General features: G+C 60.3%; 13 protein-coding genes. All 13 read left to right on the top strand.

The annotated features are described in order from the left end of the window. Positions 1-121: 121 nt before the first annotated feature. The 13 genes from aroC (at position 122) to KDN35_RS20170 (ending at position 14,194) form a co-directional block, all read left to right on the top strand. Positions 122-1,282 (top strand): chorismate synthase, encoded by a 1,161-nt coding sequence (gene aroC, locus KDN35_RS02740; protein ID WP_171564978.1) that lies wholly within the window; start codon positions 122-124, stop codon positions 1,280-1,282. Continuing rightward, positions 1,282-2,382, top strand: a complete 1,101-nt coding sequence (aroB, locus tag KDN35_RS02735) for a 3-dehydroquinate synthase (protein WP_171564977.1) — start codon at positions 1,282-1,284, stop codon at positions 2,380-2,382. Before aroC ends, aroB begins: the two co-directional genes overlap by 1 nt. A 4-nt stretch (positions 2,383-2,386) precedes the next feature. Next, positions 2,387-2,758, top strand: a complete 372-nt coding sequence (gene aroH, locus KDN35_RS02730) for a chorismate mutase (protein WP_171564976.1) — start codon at positions 2,387-2,389, stop codon at positions 2,756-2,758. Between the two features lie 284 nt (positions 2,759-3,042). Beyond that, positions 3,043-4,560, top strand: a complete 1,518-nt coding sequence (gene trpE / locus KDN35_RS02725) for an anthranilate synthase component I (protein ID WP_171564975.1) — start codon at positions 3,043-3,045, stop codon at positions 4,558-4,560. After that, complete coding sequence (trpD, locus tag KDN35_RS02720) at positions 4,554-5,579, top strand: anthranilate phosphoribosyltransferase (protein WP_171564974.1); 1,026 nt, start codon at positions 4,554-4,556, stop codon at positions 5,577-5,579. Before trpE ends, trpD begins: the two co-directional genes overlap by 7 nt. Continuing rightward, entirely contained in the window at positions 5,569-6,378 is an 810-nt protein-coding gene (gene trpC / locus KDN35_RS02715) for an indole-3-glycerol phosphate synthase TrpC (RefSeq protein ID WP_171564973.1), read from the top strand. Before trpD ends, trpC begins: the two co-directional genes overlap by 11 nt. Beyond that, positions 6,375-7,043, top strand: coding sequence for a phosphoribosylanthranilate isomerase (locus KDN35_RS02710; RefSeq protein ID WP_171564972.1), 669 nt, complete (start codon positions 6,375-6,377; stop codon positions 7,041-7,043). The genes trpC and KDN35_RS02710 overlap by 4 nt, the downstream gene beginning before the upstream one ends. Continuing rightward, positions 7,006-8,238 carry a tryptophan synthase subunit beta gene (gene trpB, locus KDN35_RS02705; protein ID WP_171564971.1) on the top strand — a complete coding sequence of 411 codons (1,233 nt, stop codon included), beginning with the start codon at positions 7,006-7,008 and terminating at the stop codon, positions 8,236-8,238. Before KDN35_RS02710 ends, trpB begins: the two co-directional genes overlap by 38 nt. Then, entirely contained in the window at positions 8,235-9,053 is an 819-nt protein-coding gene (trpA, locus tag KDN35_RS02700) for a tryptophan synthase subunit alpha (protein ID WP_171564970.1), read from the top strand. Before trpB ends, trpA begins: the two co-directional genes overlap by 4 nt. 33 nt (positions 9,054-9,086) lie before the next feature. After that, positions 9,087-10,181 (top strand): histidinol-phosphate transaminase, encoded by a 1,095-nt coding sequence (hisC, locus tag KDN35_RS02695; RefSeq protein WP_212132013.1) that lies wholly within the window; start codon positions 9,087-9,089, stop codon positions 10,179-10,181. Between the two features lie 67 nt (positions 10,182-10,248). Continuing rightward, positions 10,249-11,352, top strand: a complete 1,104-nt coding sequence (locus KDN35_RS02690; protein WP_171564968.1) for a prephenate dehydrogenase — start codon at positions 10,249-10,251, stop codon at positions 11,350-11,352. 111 nt (positions 11,353-11,463) lie between these two features. After that, the gene (gene aroA / locus KDN35_RS02685; RefSeq protein WP_212132012.1) at positions 11,464-12,747 is read left to right on the top strand and encodes a 3-phosphoshikimate 1-carboxyvinyltransferase; all 1,284 of its coding nucleotides are present in this window, start codon (positions 11,464-11,466) and stop codon (positions 12,745-12,747) included. Between the two features lie 364 nt (positions 12,748-13,111). Beyond that, positions 13,112-14,194 (top strand): amidohydrolase family protein, encoded by a 1,083-nt coding sequence (locus tag KDN35_RS20170; RefSeq protein ID WP_212132011.1) that lies wholly within the window; start codon positions 13,112-13,114, stop codon positions 14,192-14,194. Positions 14,195-14,266 lie beyond the last annotated feature (72 nt).

Genomic DNA, 14,266 nt, shown 5'->3' with positions numbered 1-14,266 from the left:
AATTCGTCACTTTTGTATTTGCACGGACTGACAGGTATGATATTATAACGCTTAAAAGTGATAAAGGACAGCATCCGTAGTCAGAGAAGGAAATGCTGCCTGAGGATGGAGGAAGAGAGAGATGCGATACTTGACTGCAGGGGAATCTCACGGGCCGCAGCTCACTGCCATAATTGAAGGGGTTCCGAGCAACCTGCCCTTTTCTGTCGAAGCCATCAACGAACAGCTGGCAAGACGGCAAAAGGGACACGGACGCGGCCGGCGGATGCAGATTGAAAAAGACCAGGTGAAAGTGCTCTCCGGCGTTCGGCACGGGTACACGACAGGCGCGCCGATCACGCTGGTTGTGGAAAACAAAGACTGGACGCACTGGCAGGGTATCATGAGTGCCGAGCCGGTGGAAGGAGCGGAGGAGAAGCGTCGCGTCTCCCGTCCCCGTCCGGGTCATGCCGATCTCAACGGCGCGATCAAATACCATCAACGGGATATGCGAAATATTCTGGAACGTTCCAGCGCGCGGGAAACAGCCATCCGCGTCGCTGTCGGTGCTGTCGCCCGGCAGCTCCTGGCCGCGTTTGGCATTCGGATCGGCGGTCACGTGCTGCAGATCGGTGATGTGGTGGCCAACCGGCAGGATGTCACGCTGGACGAACTGATCGCGCGTTCCGAGGAATCCCCCGTGCGCTGTCTGGACAAGGAAGCGGAGCAGCGCATGATGGCGGCCATTGACCAGGCCAAACAGGACGGCGATTCGCTTGGAGGCATCGTCGAAGTAATCGTGGAAGGCGTGCCGATCGGGCTGGGCAGCCACGTCCAGTGGGACCGAAAGTTGGACGGCAGGCTGGCTCAGGCGATCATGAGCATTCAGGCGTTCAAAGGTGTGGAGATCGGGATTGGCTTTGGCGCCGCGGGCTTGCCAGGGTCCCAGGTGCACGATGAGATCGTCTGGAGCCAGGACACCGGATACAGCCGCAAGACGAACAACGCGGGCGGCCTGGAAGGCGGCATGACCACAGGCATGCCGATTGTCGTGCGCGGGGTGATGAAGCCGATTCCGACGCTGTACAAACCTTTGATGAGCGTGGACATCGACACCAAGGAACCGTTCTCCGCCAGCATCGAACGTTCGGACAGCTGCGCCGTTCCTGCCGCCAGCGTCGTGGCCGAAGCGGTGGTCGCCTGGGAAATCGCTCGCGCCATGTGCGAAAAATTCCCCTCCGACTCACTGGACGACATGCTGGAAAACGTGCGCCAGTATCGCGCATACACGGAGCGGTTCTGATGGCGGTTGAAACCCTTTACGTAGAGTTGGGAGAGCGCACGTATCCCATCGTTATCGGCGATGGTGTCATGCAGCAGGTGGCGGCCCTGGTGCAGGATGCGGGCATATCTCCAACGAGCCGGTTGTTTGTCATCTCCGATGAGAACGTAGCCCCGCGCTATCTGCAGCCGCTGAAACAGGCGCTGGAGACGGCAGGCTATCGGGTGGCGGACTGCGTAATTCCTCCGGGGGAGCAGTCGAAAAGTCTTGCGGTCTATGAACAGGTGCTGACCCGGGCCATCGAGGCGGGGCTGGACCGAAAATCAGCCATTCTCGCGCTGGGAGGCGGCGTGGTCGGTGACTTGGCCGGCTTTGTTGCCGCCACCTACATGCGGGGCATCGCCTTTGTGCAGGTGCCGACCACGCTGTTGGCGCACGACAGTTCGGTAGGCGGCAAGGTGGGCATCAATCATCCGCTGGGCAAAAATCTGATTGGCGCCTTTCACCAGCCGCGGCTGGTGTTGTATGATACGGCCGCGCTGCGCACGCTGCCCGAGCGGGAAGTGGCGGCTGGTTTTGCCGAGGTGATCAAGCACGGGCTGATCGCCGACGCGTCATTCGTCGACTGGCTGGAGGAACATGCGGCGAGCCTGTGGCAGCTTGATGCTGAACGGGTGGGCCGCGCCATACGCCGGGGCTGCGCGATCAAGGCAGCGATCGTCTCGGCTGACGAGACAGAGCAGGGACAGCGCGCGCTGCTCAACCTGGGGCACACCTTTGGCCACGCGTTCGAAGCGTTGTGCGAATACGCCGTGTTGAACCACGGAGAGGCGATTTCCATCGGCATGTGCCTGGCGGCCAAAGTGGCTGAGCGCATCGGTTTTGCTGAAGCAGGCGTTTATGCACGGACAAAACGGCTGCTTCACCTCTTCCACCTGCCCACTGACTGGCCAGACGGCCTGGAGCCGGAAGCGGTGCTGGATGTCATGAAGCGGGACAAAAAGGCCGTCGGCGGCAAGCTGGCCCTGGTGCTGCCGCGGGCCATCGGGAAGGTGGAACTGGTCAAAGACGTGGATGAACAAGAGATATTGACAGCGATGAAAAAAGAAGCGGGGGCATAGAGAGATGGGAGTGCGAGGAATCAGGGGAGCGATCACGATTGAAAACGACACACAGGCAGAGATCGTTTCCGCCACCAAGCTGCTGCTGGAGGAGATGGTCAGTCGAAACGGCGTACGGGCTGACGACATCGCCAGCGTTTTCATCACCACGACGGAGGACATCAAGGCGGCATTTCCGGCGCAGGCGGCGCGCCTCTTGGACGGGTGGCAGTACGTGCCGCTGATGTGCGCCCGGGAAATTCCCGTGCCGGGCAGTCTGCCTCGCTGTATCCGCGTAATGATGCACGTCAACACGAGCAAGGCGGCCTCGGAAATCCATCACGTGTTCATGCGCGATGCCGTACAGCTTCGTCCCGATTTGTCAAATCGTGGTTGACAATGTGGGCGTTCTCGATTACCATAAAACGAAACGAGAACGCCTCGTTTTACCGGTAATGCAAAATACCGGCTGAGAGTTGAGAGTGAGCAGAGCAGAGTTGAGAAGAGTTGGGCAGAGGAGAGAAGAGCGAGCCGGATGGATTCGTACAGACCAATCCAGGACTCTTCCTGGATTTTTTTCTTTTTCTCCCCCTATCTCTTCACCTGACAAACGTGCGGGTGCATGTAAAGCCTGTGTTTTCAGGCGTGCAGGGCACCACGCGGCGAGAGGTGAGAAAAGAGATGTATTCCCCTACCCTGGCTGAAGTCCAATCTCTTTCGGCCAACCATTCCCTGATTCCCGTACGCTTGACCGTGCTGGCAGATGAGGAGACGCCTATCCGAATCTACCAGAAAATTCGCACGCATGATTCGTTTCTCCTGGAAAGCGTGGAAGGCGGAACACGCTGGGCCCGATACTCGTTCATCGGCATGAATCCGTTTCAAACGGTGGAGGCCCGCGGGGAGCAGATTACTGTCCGCCGCCGCGGAGGGGATAGGCTGACGTTTTACGGCAATCCCGTTCACTTTTTACGCGAAGAGACGTCCCGCTACACCAGTCCCAAACTGCAGGGAGCACCCCGATTGTGCGGTGGGGCCGTGGGGTTCTTTGGATACAACACCCTGCACTACTTTGAAAATCTGCCCTACCACCGTCAGGAAAGCCTGGATGTGCCGGACATGCGATTTTGGTTCGTGGATGAATTGATCGCGTTTGACCATCTCAAGCAGGAGATCCAGGTGATCGTGAATCTGCACGTCGACCCGGATGATTCGCCGGAGACGATCGCCCGCAAATACCAACAGGTCTGCAGCCGGCTGGAGCAACTTGCCGCACAGGTGACCGCTCCGGTCGAGACGGACGGCAGTCGAATTTCCGTTGGCACCGGCGCGCAAGGCGAGCTAAAGCCAGAGCCCAACATGAGCCGGGAGCAGTTTGAACAGATGGTGGAGCGTGCCAAGGCGTACATCGCGGCCGGTGACATTTTTCAAGTAGTGATCTCCCAGCGTTTCCGCGTGCGCACGGACGTCGATCCGTTTGCCGTCTATCGGCTGCTGCGCACGCTGAACCCTTCGCCGTACATGTACTACCTGCAATACGAAGGCGAGACGGTCGTCGGTACGTCGCCAGAACTGCTGGTCCGGGTCGAAAACAACCGGGTGGAGATGCGGCCGATCGCCGGCACGCGCAGGCGAGGGCGCACAGCGGAAGATGACGAGGCCCTGGCCGCCGATCTCCTCGCTGATCCCAAGGAGCGGGCGGAGCATTACATGCTGCTTGACCTGGGACGCAACGACGTGGGACGTGTCGCCCGGTACGGCAGCGTTCGCGTCGAGGAAGCACTGGTCATCGAACATTACTCCCACGTCATGCATATGGTCTCCCACGTGACCGGAGAGCTGCGCGAGGGACTGCATCCGTTCGACGCGCTGCTCGCCGCTTTCCCGGCGGGAACGGTGTCCGGCGCGCCCAAGCTGAGAGCGATGGAAATCATTGCCGAACTGGAGCCGGACGCGCGCCATCTGTACGCCGGGGCGATCGGTTATTTCGGCTTTGACGGGACGCTGGAGACCTGCATTACGATCCGCACCCTCCTGTTCCAGAACGGATACGCCTACGTGCAGGCGGGCGCCGGCATCGTCGCCGACTCCGTCCCGGCCAACGAGTATCAGGAAACAGTGAACAAAGCGGCAGCCATGCTCTCCGCGTTGGAGAAGGCGGAGCAGTTGTTTGCCCCAAAGGAGGAACAGCCATGCTGACCACAGCGTTGGAACACATATTGCGCGGACGCGATCTGGACCGTCTGACCGCCCGCCAGGCGATGGGCGAGATCATGGACGGCAAAGCCACCCCCGCCCAGATCGGTGCCTTCCTCGCCGGACTGCGGCTGAAAGGGGAACAGGTGGAGGAGATTATCGGGTTTGTTCAGGCCATGCGGGAGCGGGCGGTCCGGTTCCCGCTGGAAGTGCCGGGATTGATGGACACGTGCGGCACAGGCGGGGACGGTGCCCATACGTTCAACATCTCCACCGCAGCCGCCATCGTGGCGGCGAGTGACGGTGTCTGCATCGCGAAACACGGCAACCGGGCTGTCTCCAGCAAGAGCGGCAGCGCCGACGTGCTGGAGGCGTTGGGCATTCCGATCACACTGACGCCGGAAGCGGCGGCCGACTGCCTACGGGTGACCAATCTGTGCTTCCTGTTTGCGCCGCTCTACCATCAGGCGATGAAGCACGCAGCCGGCCCGCGAAAAGAACTGGCGGTGCGGACGGTGTTTAATCTGTTGGGACCGCTGACCAATCCGGCGGGGGCCAAGCGGCAGCTCCTGGGCGTGTACGACAGACAGCTTCTCCCCACCGTGGCGGCCGTCCTGCGCGAATTGGGAGTGGAACGGGCCCTGGTGGTGGCCGGTGCTGACGGCCTTGACGAATTGACCGTGACGGGTCCGAGCAGCATCGCCGAGCTGCGCGACGGTGAGATCCGCACGTACGAGATCGTGCCCGAACAGTTCGGTTTGAGACGGTATCCGATGGAGGAACTGCGCGGCGGCGACGCGTATGAAAACGCGACGATCATCCGCGAAGTGTTCGCCGGCAAGCGGGGAGCCGCCCGTGACATCGTCCTGCTCAACGCGGGTGCCATCCTGTACCTGGCGGATCGCGCAATCAGCATCGAGGCAGGGGTGATCCGGGCCGCGGAACTGATCGACGACGGCGCGGTCCAGCGTAAACTGGAACAAATCCGGCAGGTGGCGGGAGGGATGATACATGCTTCGTAGGATCGTCGAGGCCAAAAGAGAAGAGGTGGCCAGACTGCACGCTTCCACGACCCTGCAGTCCCTGTTGGACGAGGCGAAACACATGCCCGCACCGCGCGGGTTCCGTTCAGCACTGGCAGACAGCACGCGGCCGGTCAGCGTCATCGCGGAAGTGAAAAAGGCTTCGCCGTCCAAAGGTGTGATTCGGCCTGACTTTGACCCGGTGGGAATCGCTCGGTCCTACGCGTCTGCCGGTGCAGAGTGCATCTCCGTACTGACGGACGAACCCTTTTTTCAAGGGAAGACCGAGTATTTGCGAAACATCCGCACGGCCGTGGACCAACCGCTGCTGCGCAAGGATTTTATTATCGACGAGTGGCAAATCGCCGAGGCCCGGGCGTGTGGCGCCGATTGCGTCCTGCTCATCGCGGCGATTCTGGAAGGGGAGCAGCTTCGTGATCTGTCGCAGGCGGCGGAAGCGCTCGGCATGGACGTGCTGATCGAAGTACATGACCGGCGTGAGCTGGAGATGGTGTTTCGCCATGTGACACCGATGCTGATCGGCATCAACAATCGCGACCTGCGGACGTTCCGGACAGACCTGGCTGTGACCCGTGAGGTGGCGGCGGAGATCCCATCCGGTGTTCTCACTGTCAGCGAAAGCGGCATTTCTTCACCGGCGGACGTGGAGGAAGTGCGGCAGGCGGGCGCGCGGGCGATCTTGGTCGGGGAACACTTCATGCGGCACGAGGATGTGGGCAAAGCCGTAATCCAACTGGTAGGTGAGCGGGAAGGCGCCAGCCCGCAGGTGCGGTCATGACGCGGATCAAGATTTGCGGCGTCAAGCGGGCGGAGACCCTTCGCCTGCTGGCCCGGCTCGATGTTGACTACGTGGGACTGGTATTTGCGGAAAGCAGGCGACGAGTGGACGCGCAGACGGCGGGGGCGCTGCTCGCGGCCGTGCCGGATCATCCGCCGGCGGTCGGGGTGTTTGTCAACCCGACGGAAGCGGAGCTGGAGCACGTGCTGACCCATGCCCCCCTTGCCGTGATTCAACTGCACGGGCAGGAATCCCCCGCCTTTTGCGAGAGCGTGCGGCAGCGGTTTTCCCTGCCGGTCTGGAAAGCGCTGGCAGTCGGGGGCGGCGAGCCGCTGGAGAATGTCGTGGACGCGTACCGGGGAGCAGCCGACGCGTTTTTGTTTGACACCTATGATCCCCGGCAGGCGGGCGGCACGGGCAAACGCTTTTCCTGGGAGCAGATTCCCCTGTTGCGCAAATGGACGGCACCTGCCCCCTGCATCATCGCAGGCGGCATCAACGCGGACAACGTAGCCGAGCTGGTGGGCAGATATAGGCCCGCAATTATCGACGTGTCCAGCGGCGTGGAGAGCGACGGAGAAAAAGACGCGGAGAAAATCAGACAATTCGTGGAGAGGGTGAGGGAACATGACCGTATCACAGAAGGAAACGCGTACCGTGCCTGACAAGCATGGACGCTTTGGACCATTTGGCGGCAAGTTTGTGCCGGAGACGCTGATGAGCGCCCTGGCGGAATTGGAACAGGCATTTGAAGAGGCGCGGCGTGATCCGTCGTTTCGCGCTGAGCTGGGGCAGTTGTTGCGCGAATACGCCGGACGGCCGACTCCTCTGACCTACGCTGACAAACTGACGGAAGCGCTGGGAGGGGCGCGTATCTATCTGAAGCGGGAAGATCTCAACCACACCGGTGCCCACAAGCTGAACAACGCACTGGGACAAGGTCTGCTGGCCAAGCGGATGGGCAAGACGTCCATTATCGCCGAGACCGGGGCAGGGCAGCACGGTGTGGCCAGCGCCACGGTCGCCGCCAAACTGGGGCTGTCCTGCAAGGTGTTCATGGGCGAAGAGGACATCAAACGGCAGGCGCTGAACGTGTTTCGCATGAAGCTGCTCGGTGCGGAGGTCATTCCCGCCGTGACCGGCACCCGCACCCTGAAAGACGCGACGAACGAAGCGATTCGCTACTGGGTCTCCCACGTGGATGAGACGTTTTACGTGATCGGCTCGGTCGTAGGCCCCCATCCGTATCCCTACATGGTGAGGGAGTTTCAGAAAATCATCGGCGAAGAGACGCGCAGCCAGATTCTCGAACAGGTGGGACGCCTGCCTGATGAAGTGATTGCCTGCGTGGGCGGAGGAAGCAATGCGATCGGCATGTTTTACCCGTTCTTGCAGGACGAACATGTTGCCCTGCGGGGCGTGGAGGCAGCCGGACATGGCTTGGACAGCGACAAGCATGCGGCGACGCTTACGCTCGGACGGCCCGGCGTGATTCACGGCGCGATGACGTATCTTTTGCAGGATCAGTACGGGCAGGTGCAGGAGGCGCACTCCATCTCGGCCGGGCTGGATTACCCGGGCGTGGGACCCGAGCACGCCTACCTGAAGGAAACCGGACGGGTGCAGTACACCTCCGTCACGGACCGGGAGGCGCTGGAGGCGGTTCAACTGCTTTGCCGGACGGAGGGGATCATCCCGGCTCTGGAGAGCGCCCACGCCGTTGCCGAGGCGATCAAACGGGCGCCGCAGATGGGAGCGGATCAAGTCCTGGTCATCTGTCTGTCAGGCCGCGGAGACAAAGACGTGGCGACGATCCAGGCAGCGCTTGACGACGAACCGAGAGGGGGAGACGCACAATGACAGCGCCCGTGAATCGAATCGACCGGCTGTTTGCCGACAGCAGCCGCAAGCGTTTCATCCCGTTCATCACGGTTGGCGACCCAAACCTTGACGCGACGTTTCAGATTGCGCACGCCCTGGTGGAAGCGGGAGCCGACATGCTGGAGCTGGGGGTTCCCTATTCGGACCCGCTGGCGGATGGCCCGACCATTCAGCGCGCTTCCCAACGGGCACTGGCAAACGGGGTGACGATCGACGACGCCCTGGAACTGGTCGCCAACCTGCGCGCATCCGGGATGCAGGTGCCGATCGTGCTTTTCTCTTACTACAACCCGGTCCTGCAGTACGGCGTGGAGCGCTTCTTTGCCGTACTGGCGGAAAAAGGCGCGGACGGCATCGTCATTCCTGACCTGCCGGTGGAGGAAAACGGGCCGGCAGTGGCTGCTGCCCAAGCGCACGGGCTGCATGTCATCTCGCTGGTAGCCCCCACATCGGAATCCCGCATCCGGACAATTGGCGCGCAGGCGAGCGGATTTCTGTACTGCGTGTCGTCGCTCGGCGTGACTGGCGCCCGCGACAGCCTGCGTGAGGATCTTGCCCAGTTTTTGCAGCGGGTCAAGACGAGCACCTCCGTGCCCACGGCTGTCGGGTTCGGCATCTCCACACCCGAGCAGGTTCGGGCGGTGGCACAGCACACGGATGGGGTAATCGTCGGCAGTGCGATCGTGCAGGAGATGGAACGGCATCTGGAGCTGCTGTCCGATCCCAAACAGTTAAAACAGGGTGTCAAAAAAATAAAAACGTTTGTACAACGGCTGGCCGGTGCGCTACAATAAGGGGAAAATGCGACTTGACTGGAGTGAGACCAGATGCTGCCGAAACAGCGCATTCTCGGCGCCCCGGTGTATCAGCCCGGGAAGCCGATCGACGATGTGAAACGAGAATTCGGACTGACGGAAGTAATCAAGCTGGCGTCCAATGAAAATCCGTTTGGCTGCTCACCGAAGGCGAAAGAAGCGATTGCCGCCCAACTGGATACGCTGGCCATCTATCCGGACGGCGCCAGTCTCATGCTTCGTTGGGAGTTGGCAGAGTTTATCGGCGTCAAGCCTGCGCAGTTGATTTTCGGAAACGGTTCGGACGAAGTGGTGCAGATGATCGCCCGCGCCTATCTGGAGCAAGGCACCAACACGGTGATGGCGACGCCCACCTTTTCGCAGTACCGCTCCAATGCCATCATCGAGGGCGCGGAACTGATCGAGGTGCCGCTGAAAAACGGCGTGCACGATCTGGAAGCGATGGCGGCGGCGATCAACGATCAGACGCGCGTCGTCTGGGTGTGCAACCCCAACAATCCTTCCGGAACGATCGTCACGCGTGACGAGCTGGAGGCGTTTTTGCAAAAAGTGCCGAAGGACGTCCTGGTGGTGCTGGACGAGGCCTATTACGAGTACGTGGTGGACCCGGCCTATCCGCAAACCGTGCCGATGCTGGAGCACTACCCCAATCTGATCATCCTGCGCACGTTCTCCAAAATTTATGGTCTGGCGGCGCTTCGGATCGGATACGGCATCGCGTCGGAAGAGATTGTCGGCCACCTCGACCATGTGCGTGAACCCTTCAACACCAATACCCTGGCTCAGGCAGCCGCCCGCGCCGCGCTGCAGGACCAGGCGTTCGTGGAGGAATGCCGCAAGCGCAACCGGGAGGGCATGAAGCAGTTGACCGACCGCTTTGACGAGTGGGGACTGTCGTATTTTCCGTCCCAGACCAACTTTGTCCTGGTCGATTTGCAGCAGGACTCCGACGCTGTCTTCCGCAAGCTGCTGGAGCAGGGAATCATCGTGCGCTCCGGCCGGGCGCTTGGTTTCCCCGGATATCAGCGGATCACGGTCGGCTCGGCGGAACAAAACGAGAAGGTTTTGCAGGCGCTTGGCAGCATCGTGGCTGGCGCATTGAAATAACGACGAGGATGCCGGCGTTCGTCCGGCATCTTTGTCTACACGTACACAGAGAGGATAGACAGTGGAGATGAATACGACAACCATCACTGTAATCGGCGTCGGGTTGATCGGCGGTTCGATCGCACTTGCCCTGCGTGGGGATGAGCACAACCGTATCATCGGCTTCGACGTCCGGCAGGATTTTCTGGACAAGGCGTTGGCACTCGGCGTCATTCACGCGGGCACGACCGACCTGCAGGAGGCCGTGCGGGAAGCGGACGTGATTTTTCTCGCCGTGCCGGTGGAACAGATATATGCCACACTGGACCGACTACGCAATCTGGACCTGAAGCCCGGCGTCATCGTCACGGACGTGGGCAGCACCAAATCGGGCGTCGTCCGCTTTGCCGAGGCACATATCCCGTCCGATGTGACGTTCATCGGCGGTCACCCGATGGCCGGCTCGCACAAGTCGGGCGTGGAAGCGGCTTCGGATCGTCTGTTTGAAAATGCGTACTACGTGCTGACGCCCGCGCCGGGGACACCGGAGGAGCAGGTGGAGCGGCTCGAGAAGCTGCTGGCGCTGACCCGTGCCAAAGTGGTGCGGATGGACCCGGACGAACACGATCAGGTAGTGGGAGCAGTCAGCCATTTTCCGCATATCCTGGCTTCCGCCCTGGTCAATCTGGTGGCCGGGTATGACAACGAAAACCCTTGGCACCACAGGCTGGCCGCCGGAGGATTTCGCGACATCACCCGCATTGCGTCCAGCAACCCGCGCATGTGGCGGGATGTGCTCCTGAACAACCGCGAGCACTTGCTGAAAATCGCCGACGACTGGGCCAGGGCGCTGGACGGAGTCATGGCATTGGTCCGCGAGGGAGACGCCGACCGCATCGAGCAGTTTTTCAAGTCGGCACGCGAATTCCGCGACGGACTGCCGGAGCGGAAAAAGGGAGCGCTGCCGCCGCTGTACGACTTGTACATCGACATTCCCGACCATCCGGGGGAGATCGGACGGATCACCACCCTGCTTGGTGCCAAGCAGATCAACATCACCAACATCCAAATCAGGGAAACCCGGGAAGATATGTTGGGCGTGCTGCGGATCACCTTCCGCTCCCTGGCGGAACTGGAAAAGGGTGAAGAACTCCTGCGCTTTTTCGATTACAATGTATACAGGCGCGAGTAGCGTGGGCGTACCTTCGTGCTTTGGGGCGTAGACGCTTTGACGCGCGACTGTCAACAACTTTTTGCACCGATAGACGTAATAGACGTAACAGAGAAAAAGGGGAGTGGAACTGTGCTTCGCGTACAACCAGTAAAACGGATAGAAGGGACAGTCCGGGTGCCCGGGGACAAGTCAATCTCGCACCGTGCCGTCATGTTTGGCGCACTGGCGGAAGGAACCACCACGATCGAAGGCTTTCTGCCGGGGGCTGACTGCCTGAGCACCATCGACTGCTTCCGCAGGATGGGCGTGAAGATCGAACAGGCCGGAGATCGTGTTACTGTTTACGGCAAAGGCTGGTACGGACTGGAGGAACCGTCGCAGCACCTGGACGTGGGCAACTCCGGCACGACCATACGGCTCATGGCGGGGATTTTGGCAACGCAGCCGTTTCACGCCGTCATGGAGGGGGACGAGTCGATTGCCAAGCGGCCGATGCGGCGCGTCATCGGACCGCTGCGTCAGATGGGGGCCAAAATTGACGGCCGCAAAGACGGCGAATACACTCCGCTGTCCATCCGCGGCGGCGGCCTGCAAGGCATCTCGTACCAGTCGCCGGTTGCCAGTGCCCAGGTAAAATCGGCGATTCTTCTGGCCGGTCTGCAGGCCAAAGGCGTCACCAGTGTGACAGAGCCGCAGCTCTCCCGCGACCATACGGAACGCATGCTGCAGGCGTTTGGCGTGAAGGTGGTCCGCGACGGTCTGACCGTATCCGTCGAAGGTGGACAAACCTTGACGGGCAGGGCGATCCGCGTGCCAGGCGACATCTCGTCAGCGGCGTTTTTGATCGCAGCCGTGATGATGGTGCCCGGCAGTTCCCTCTTGATCGAAAACGTGGGCGTCAACCCCAGCCGCACGGGGATTATCGATGTGGTCCGCGCCATGGGCGGCCGTATCGAGCTGCAAAACGAACGGATCGTCAACGAAGAGCCGGTAGCCGACCTGCTCGTCACCCATTCCGAGCTGCGCGGCATCGAGATCGGCGGTGAAATCATTCCGCGCCTGATCGATGAAATCCCCGTCATCGCTGTGATGGCCACGCGGGCCAACGGTCGTACGGTGATTCGCGACGCCGAAGAACTGCGTGTAAAAGAGACGGACCGGATCGCGACCGTAGCCAGCCAACTGTCCAAGTTTGGGGCGAGCGTAACGCCCACACCGGATGGTTTGATCGTGGAGGGGGCGACGCCGCTGACCGGAGCAGCGATCGACAGCATGGGCGACCACCGCATCGGCATGGCGATGGCGATCGCCGGTCTGGCGGCGGAGGGCGAAACGGTGATCGCAAATGACGCGGCGATCAACGTCTCTTTCCCCGGCTTTGCCGACCTGTTGGCGCGCATCAGCATACGGTAAGCAAACTAGAGCGTCCAGAACCAAGCGAGAGAAACCCGCCGAGCGCGGGTTTTTTCATCGCGATCGCGCTGTTTGCTGCTTCGTGCCAGTGACCAATATAAAACGAAACTTGAAAAAAAAGATTTGACAAGAGCTTACCTTACGCTATAATAAAGGTACAGTATGGTTTCTCTCCACTCCTATCCAATATATTGTTGCACGAATAGTGCTACCGCCGTTTTGAATGCGCTTACATTAACGGCGGTCTTTTTTTGTTCTTTTTTCACTTTCTGCGCATAAGATCGTACTGAAACAAGCCGCCGGATGGCGGGGGGAGGGACGAGCTGTGGGGCAGGAAGAGGTTGTGATACGTGGAGGAAACGTCGTGACGTCATACGGAATCATCGAAGCAGACGTCTGGATTTCCCGTGGGATTATCCGCCGGATCGCCAAAGACAGCTTGCCAAAAGCTGTGATGGGAAAGGCACGTCCTCACGAGATCGACGCATCCGGGATGTACCTGCTGCCAGGCTTTGTCGCCATGCCGGAACGGCCGCACGGGCGGACCAGGCGGCTGCCCGAGTACCTTGATGCAATCCGTCTGCTCATCCGGCAGGGATATACCTGTCTGGTGGACACGCTCCAGCCGGAAGCGTGGATGGATCATTCGCAGGTGCGCTACCAGACGGCGATGCACTTTAACAATCTGATCGATTACACGTTGCTGGTGGAACTGCCGGCTTCGTGGCTGAACGGCAAGACGGTCCGCAGGTGGTGCGGCGAAGGATACCGGTTGCTGCGGGTCGTCGTGCACCGACCCGAAGAACTTTTTCGCATAGATTGGGAAACGATTTCACCCCTTCTTACGTCATACAAGGTGATGCTGCAGTTGCGGGTGCCGAAGGAAGCGAAATTACATCATGAGGAGCGTCTCCGTCTGCATCGGCAGTGGCTTTCCCTGTGCCGCCATTGGAAAATCCGCACGTGGGTGGAGGGAGATCCCGCGCTTGACGTGAAGGACTGCGACCCGTACTACCACGTCTTCCGTCTTCGCGGCGAGCAATGTGAACGGGCGCTGCGTCAGCTCGTCGGCCACTGGTTCCGTTCGCTGCCGGTCGTAGCTGCGCTGGACGAGGTGCAGGTCGACTTGCGACACACAGACTATGACCCCGAATCGCTCTTGTGCCTGCTTGTTCGCGTCGCTTCGACAAACGCTGCCAAGGCCGCTGGTCTGTATCCGCGTAAGGGCCGCATCATGCCTGGTGCTGATGCTGACATTCTTTTCCTGAAAAAAGAACACTGGTTGACAAATTTTGCTCTTTCCACTATTCTCAACCTGAGTGAATTTTTTCTGCCAACATCTGTCATGTCAAATGGAAAGTGGTTGTACCGTAACCAGTGTTATGCTTCGACAATAGGAATGGGACGATGCCTCCTCGATATCAAGCCGTATAATTATGTCATATAGCCCCAACATCTGGGGTTTTTTCGCAGTGGATGCCAGCCTCGGGTGAGGCAAAAGAATTGCCCGGGCAGCGCA

The sequence above is a fragment of the Brevibacillus sp. NL20B1 genome, assembly GCF_018195675.1.
GTDB classification, from domain to species: domain Bacteria; phylum Bacillota; class Bacilli; order Brevibacillales; family Brevibacillaceae; genus Brevibacillus; species Brevibacillus aydinogluensis.
Note: the sequence above shows the minus strand (reverse complement) of the source record. Positions and strands in the feature narration are given on the sequence as shown.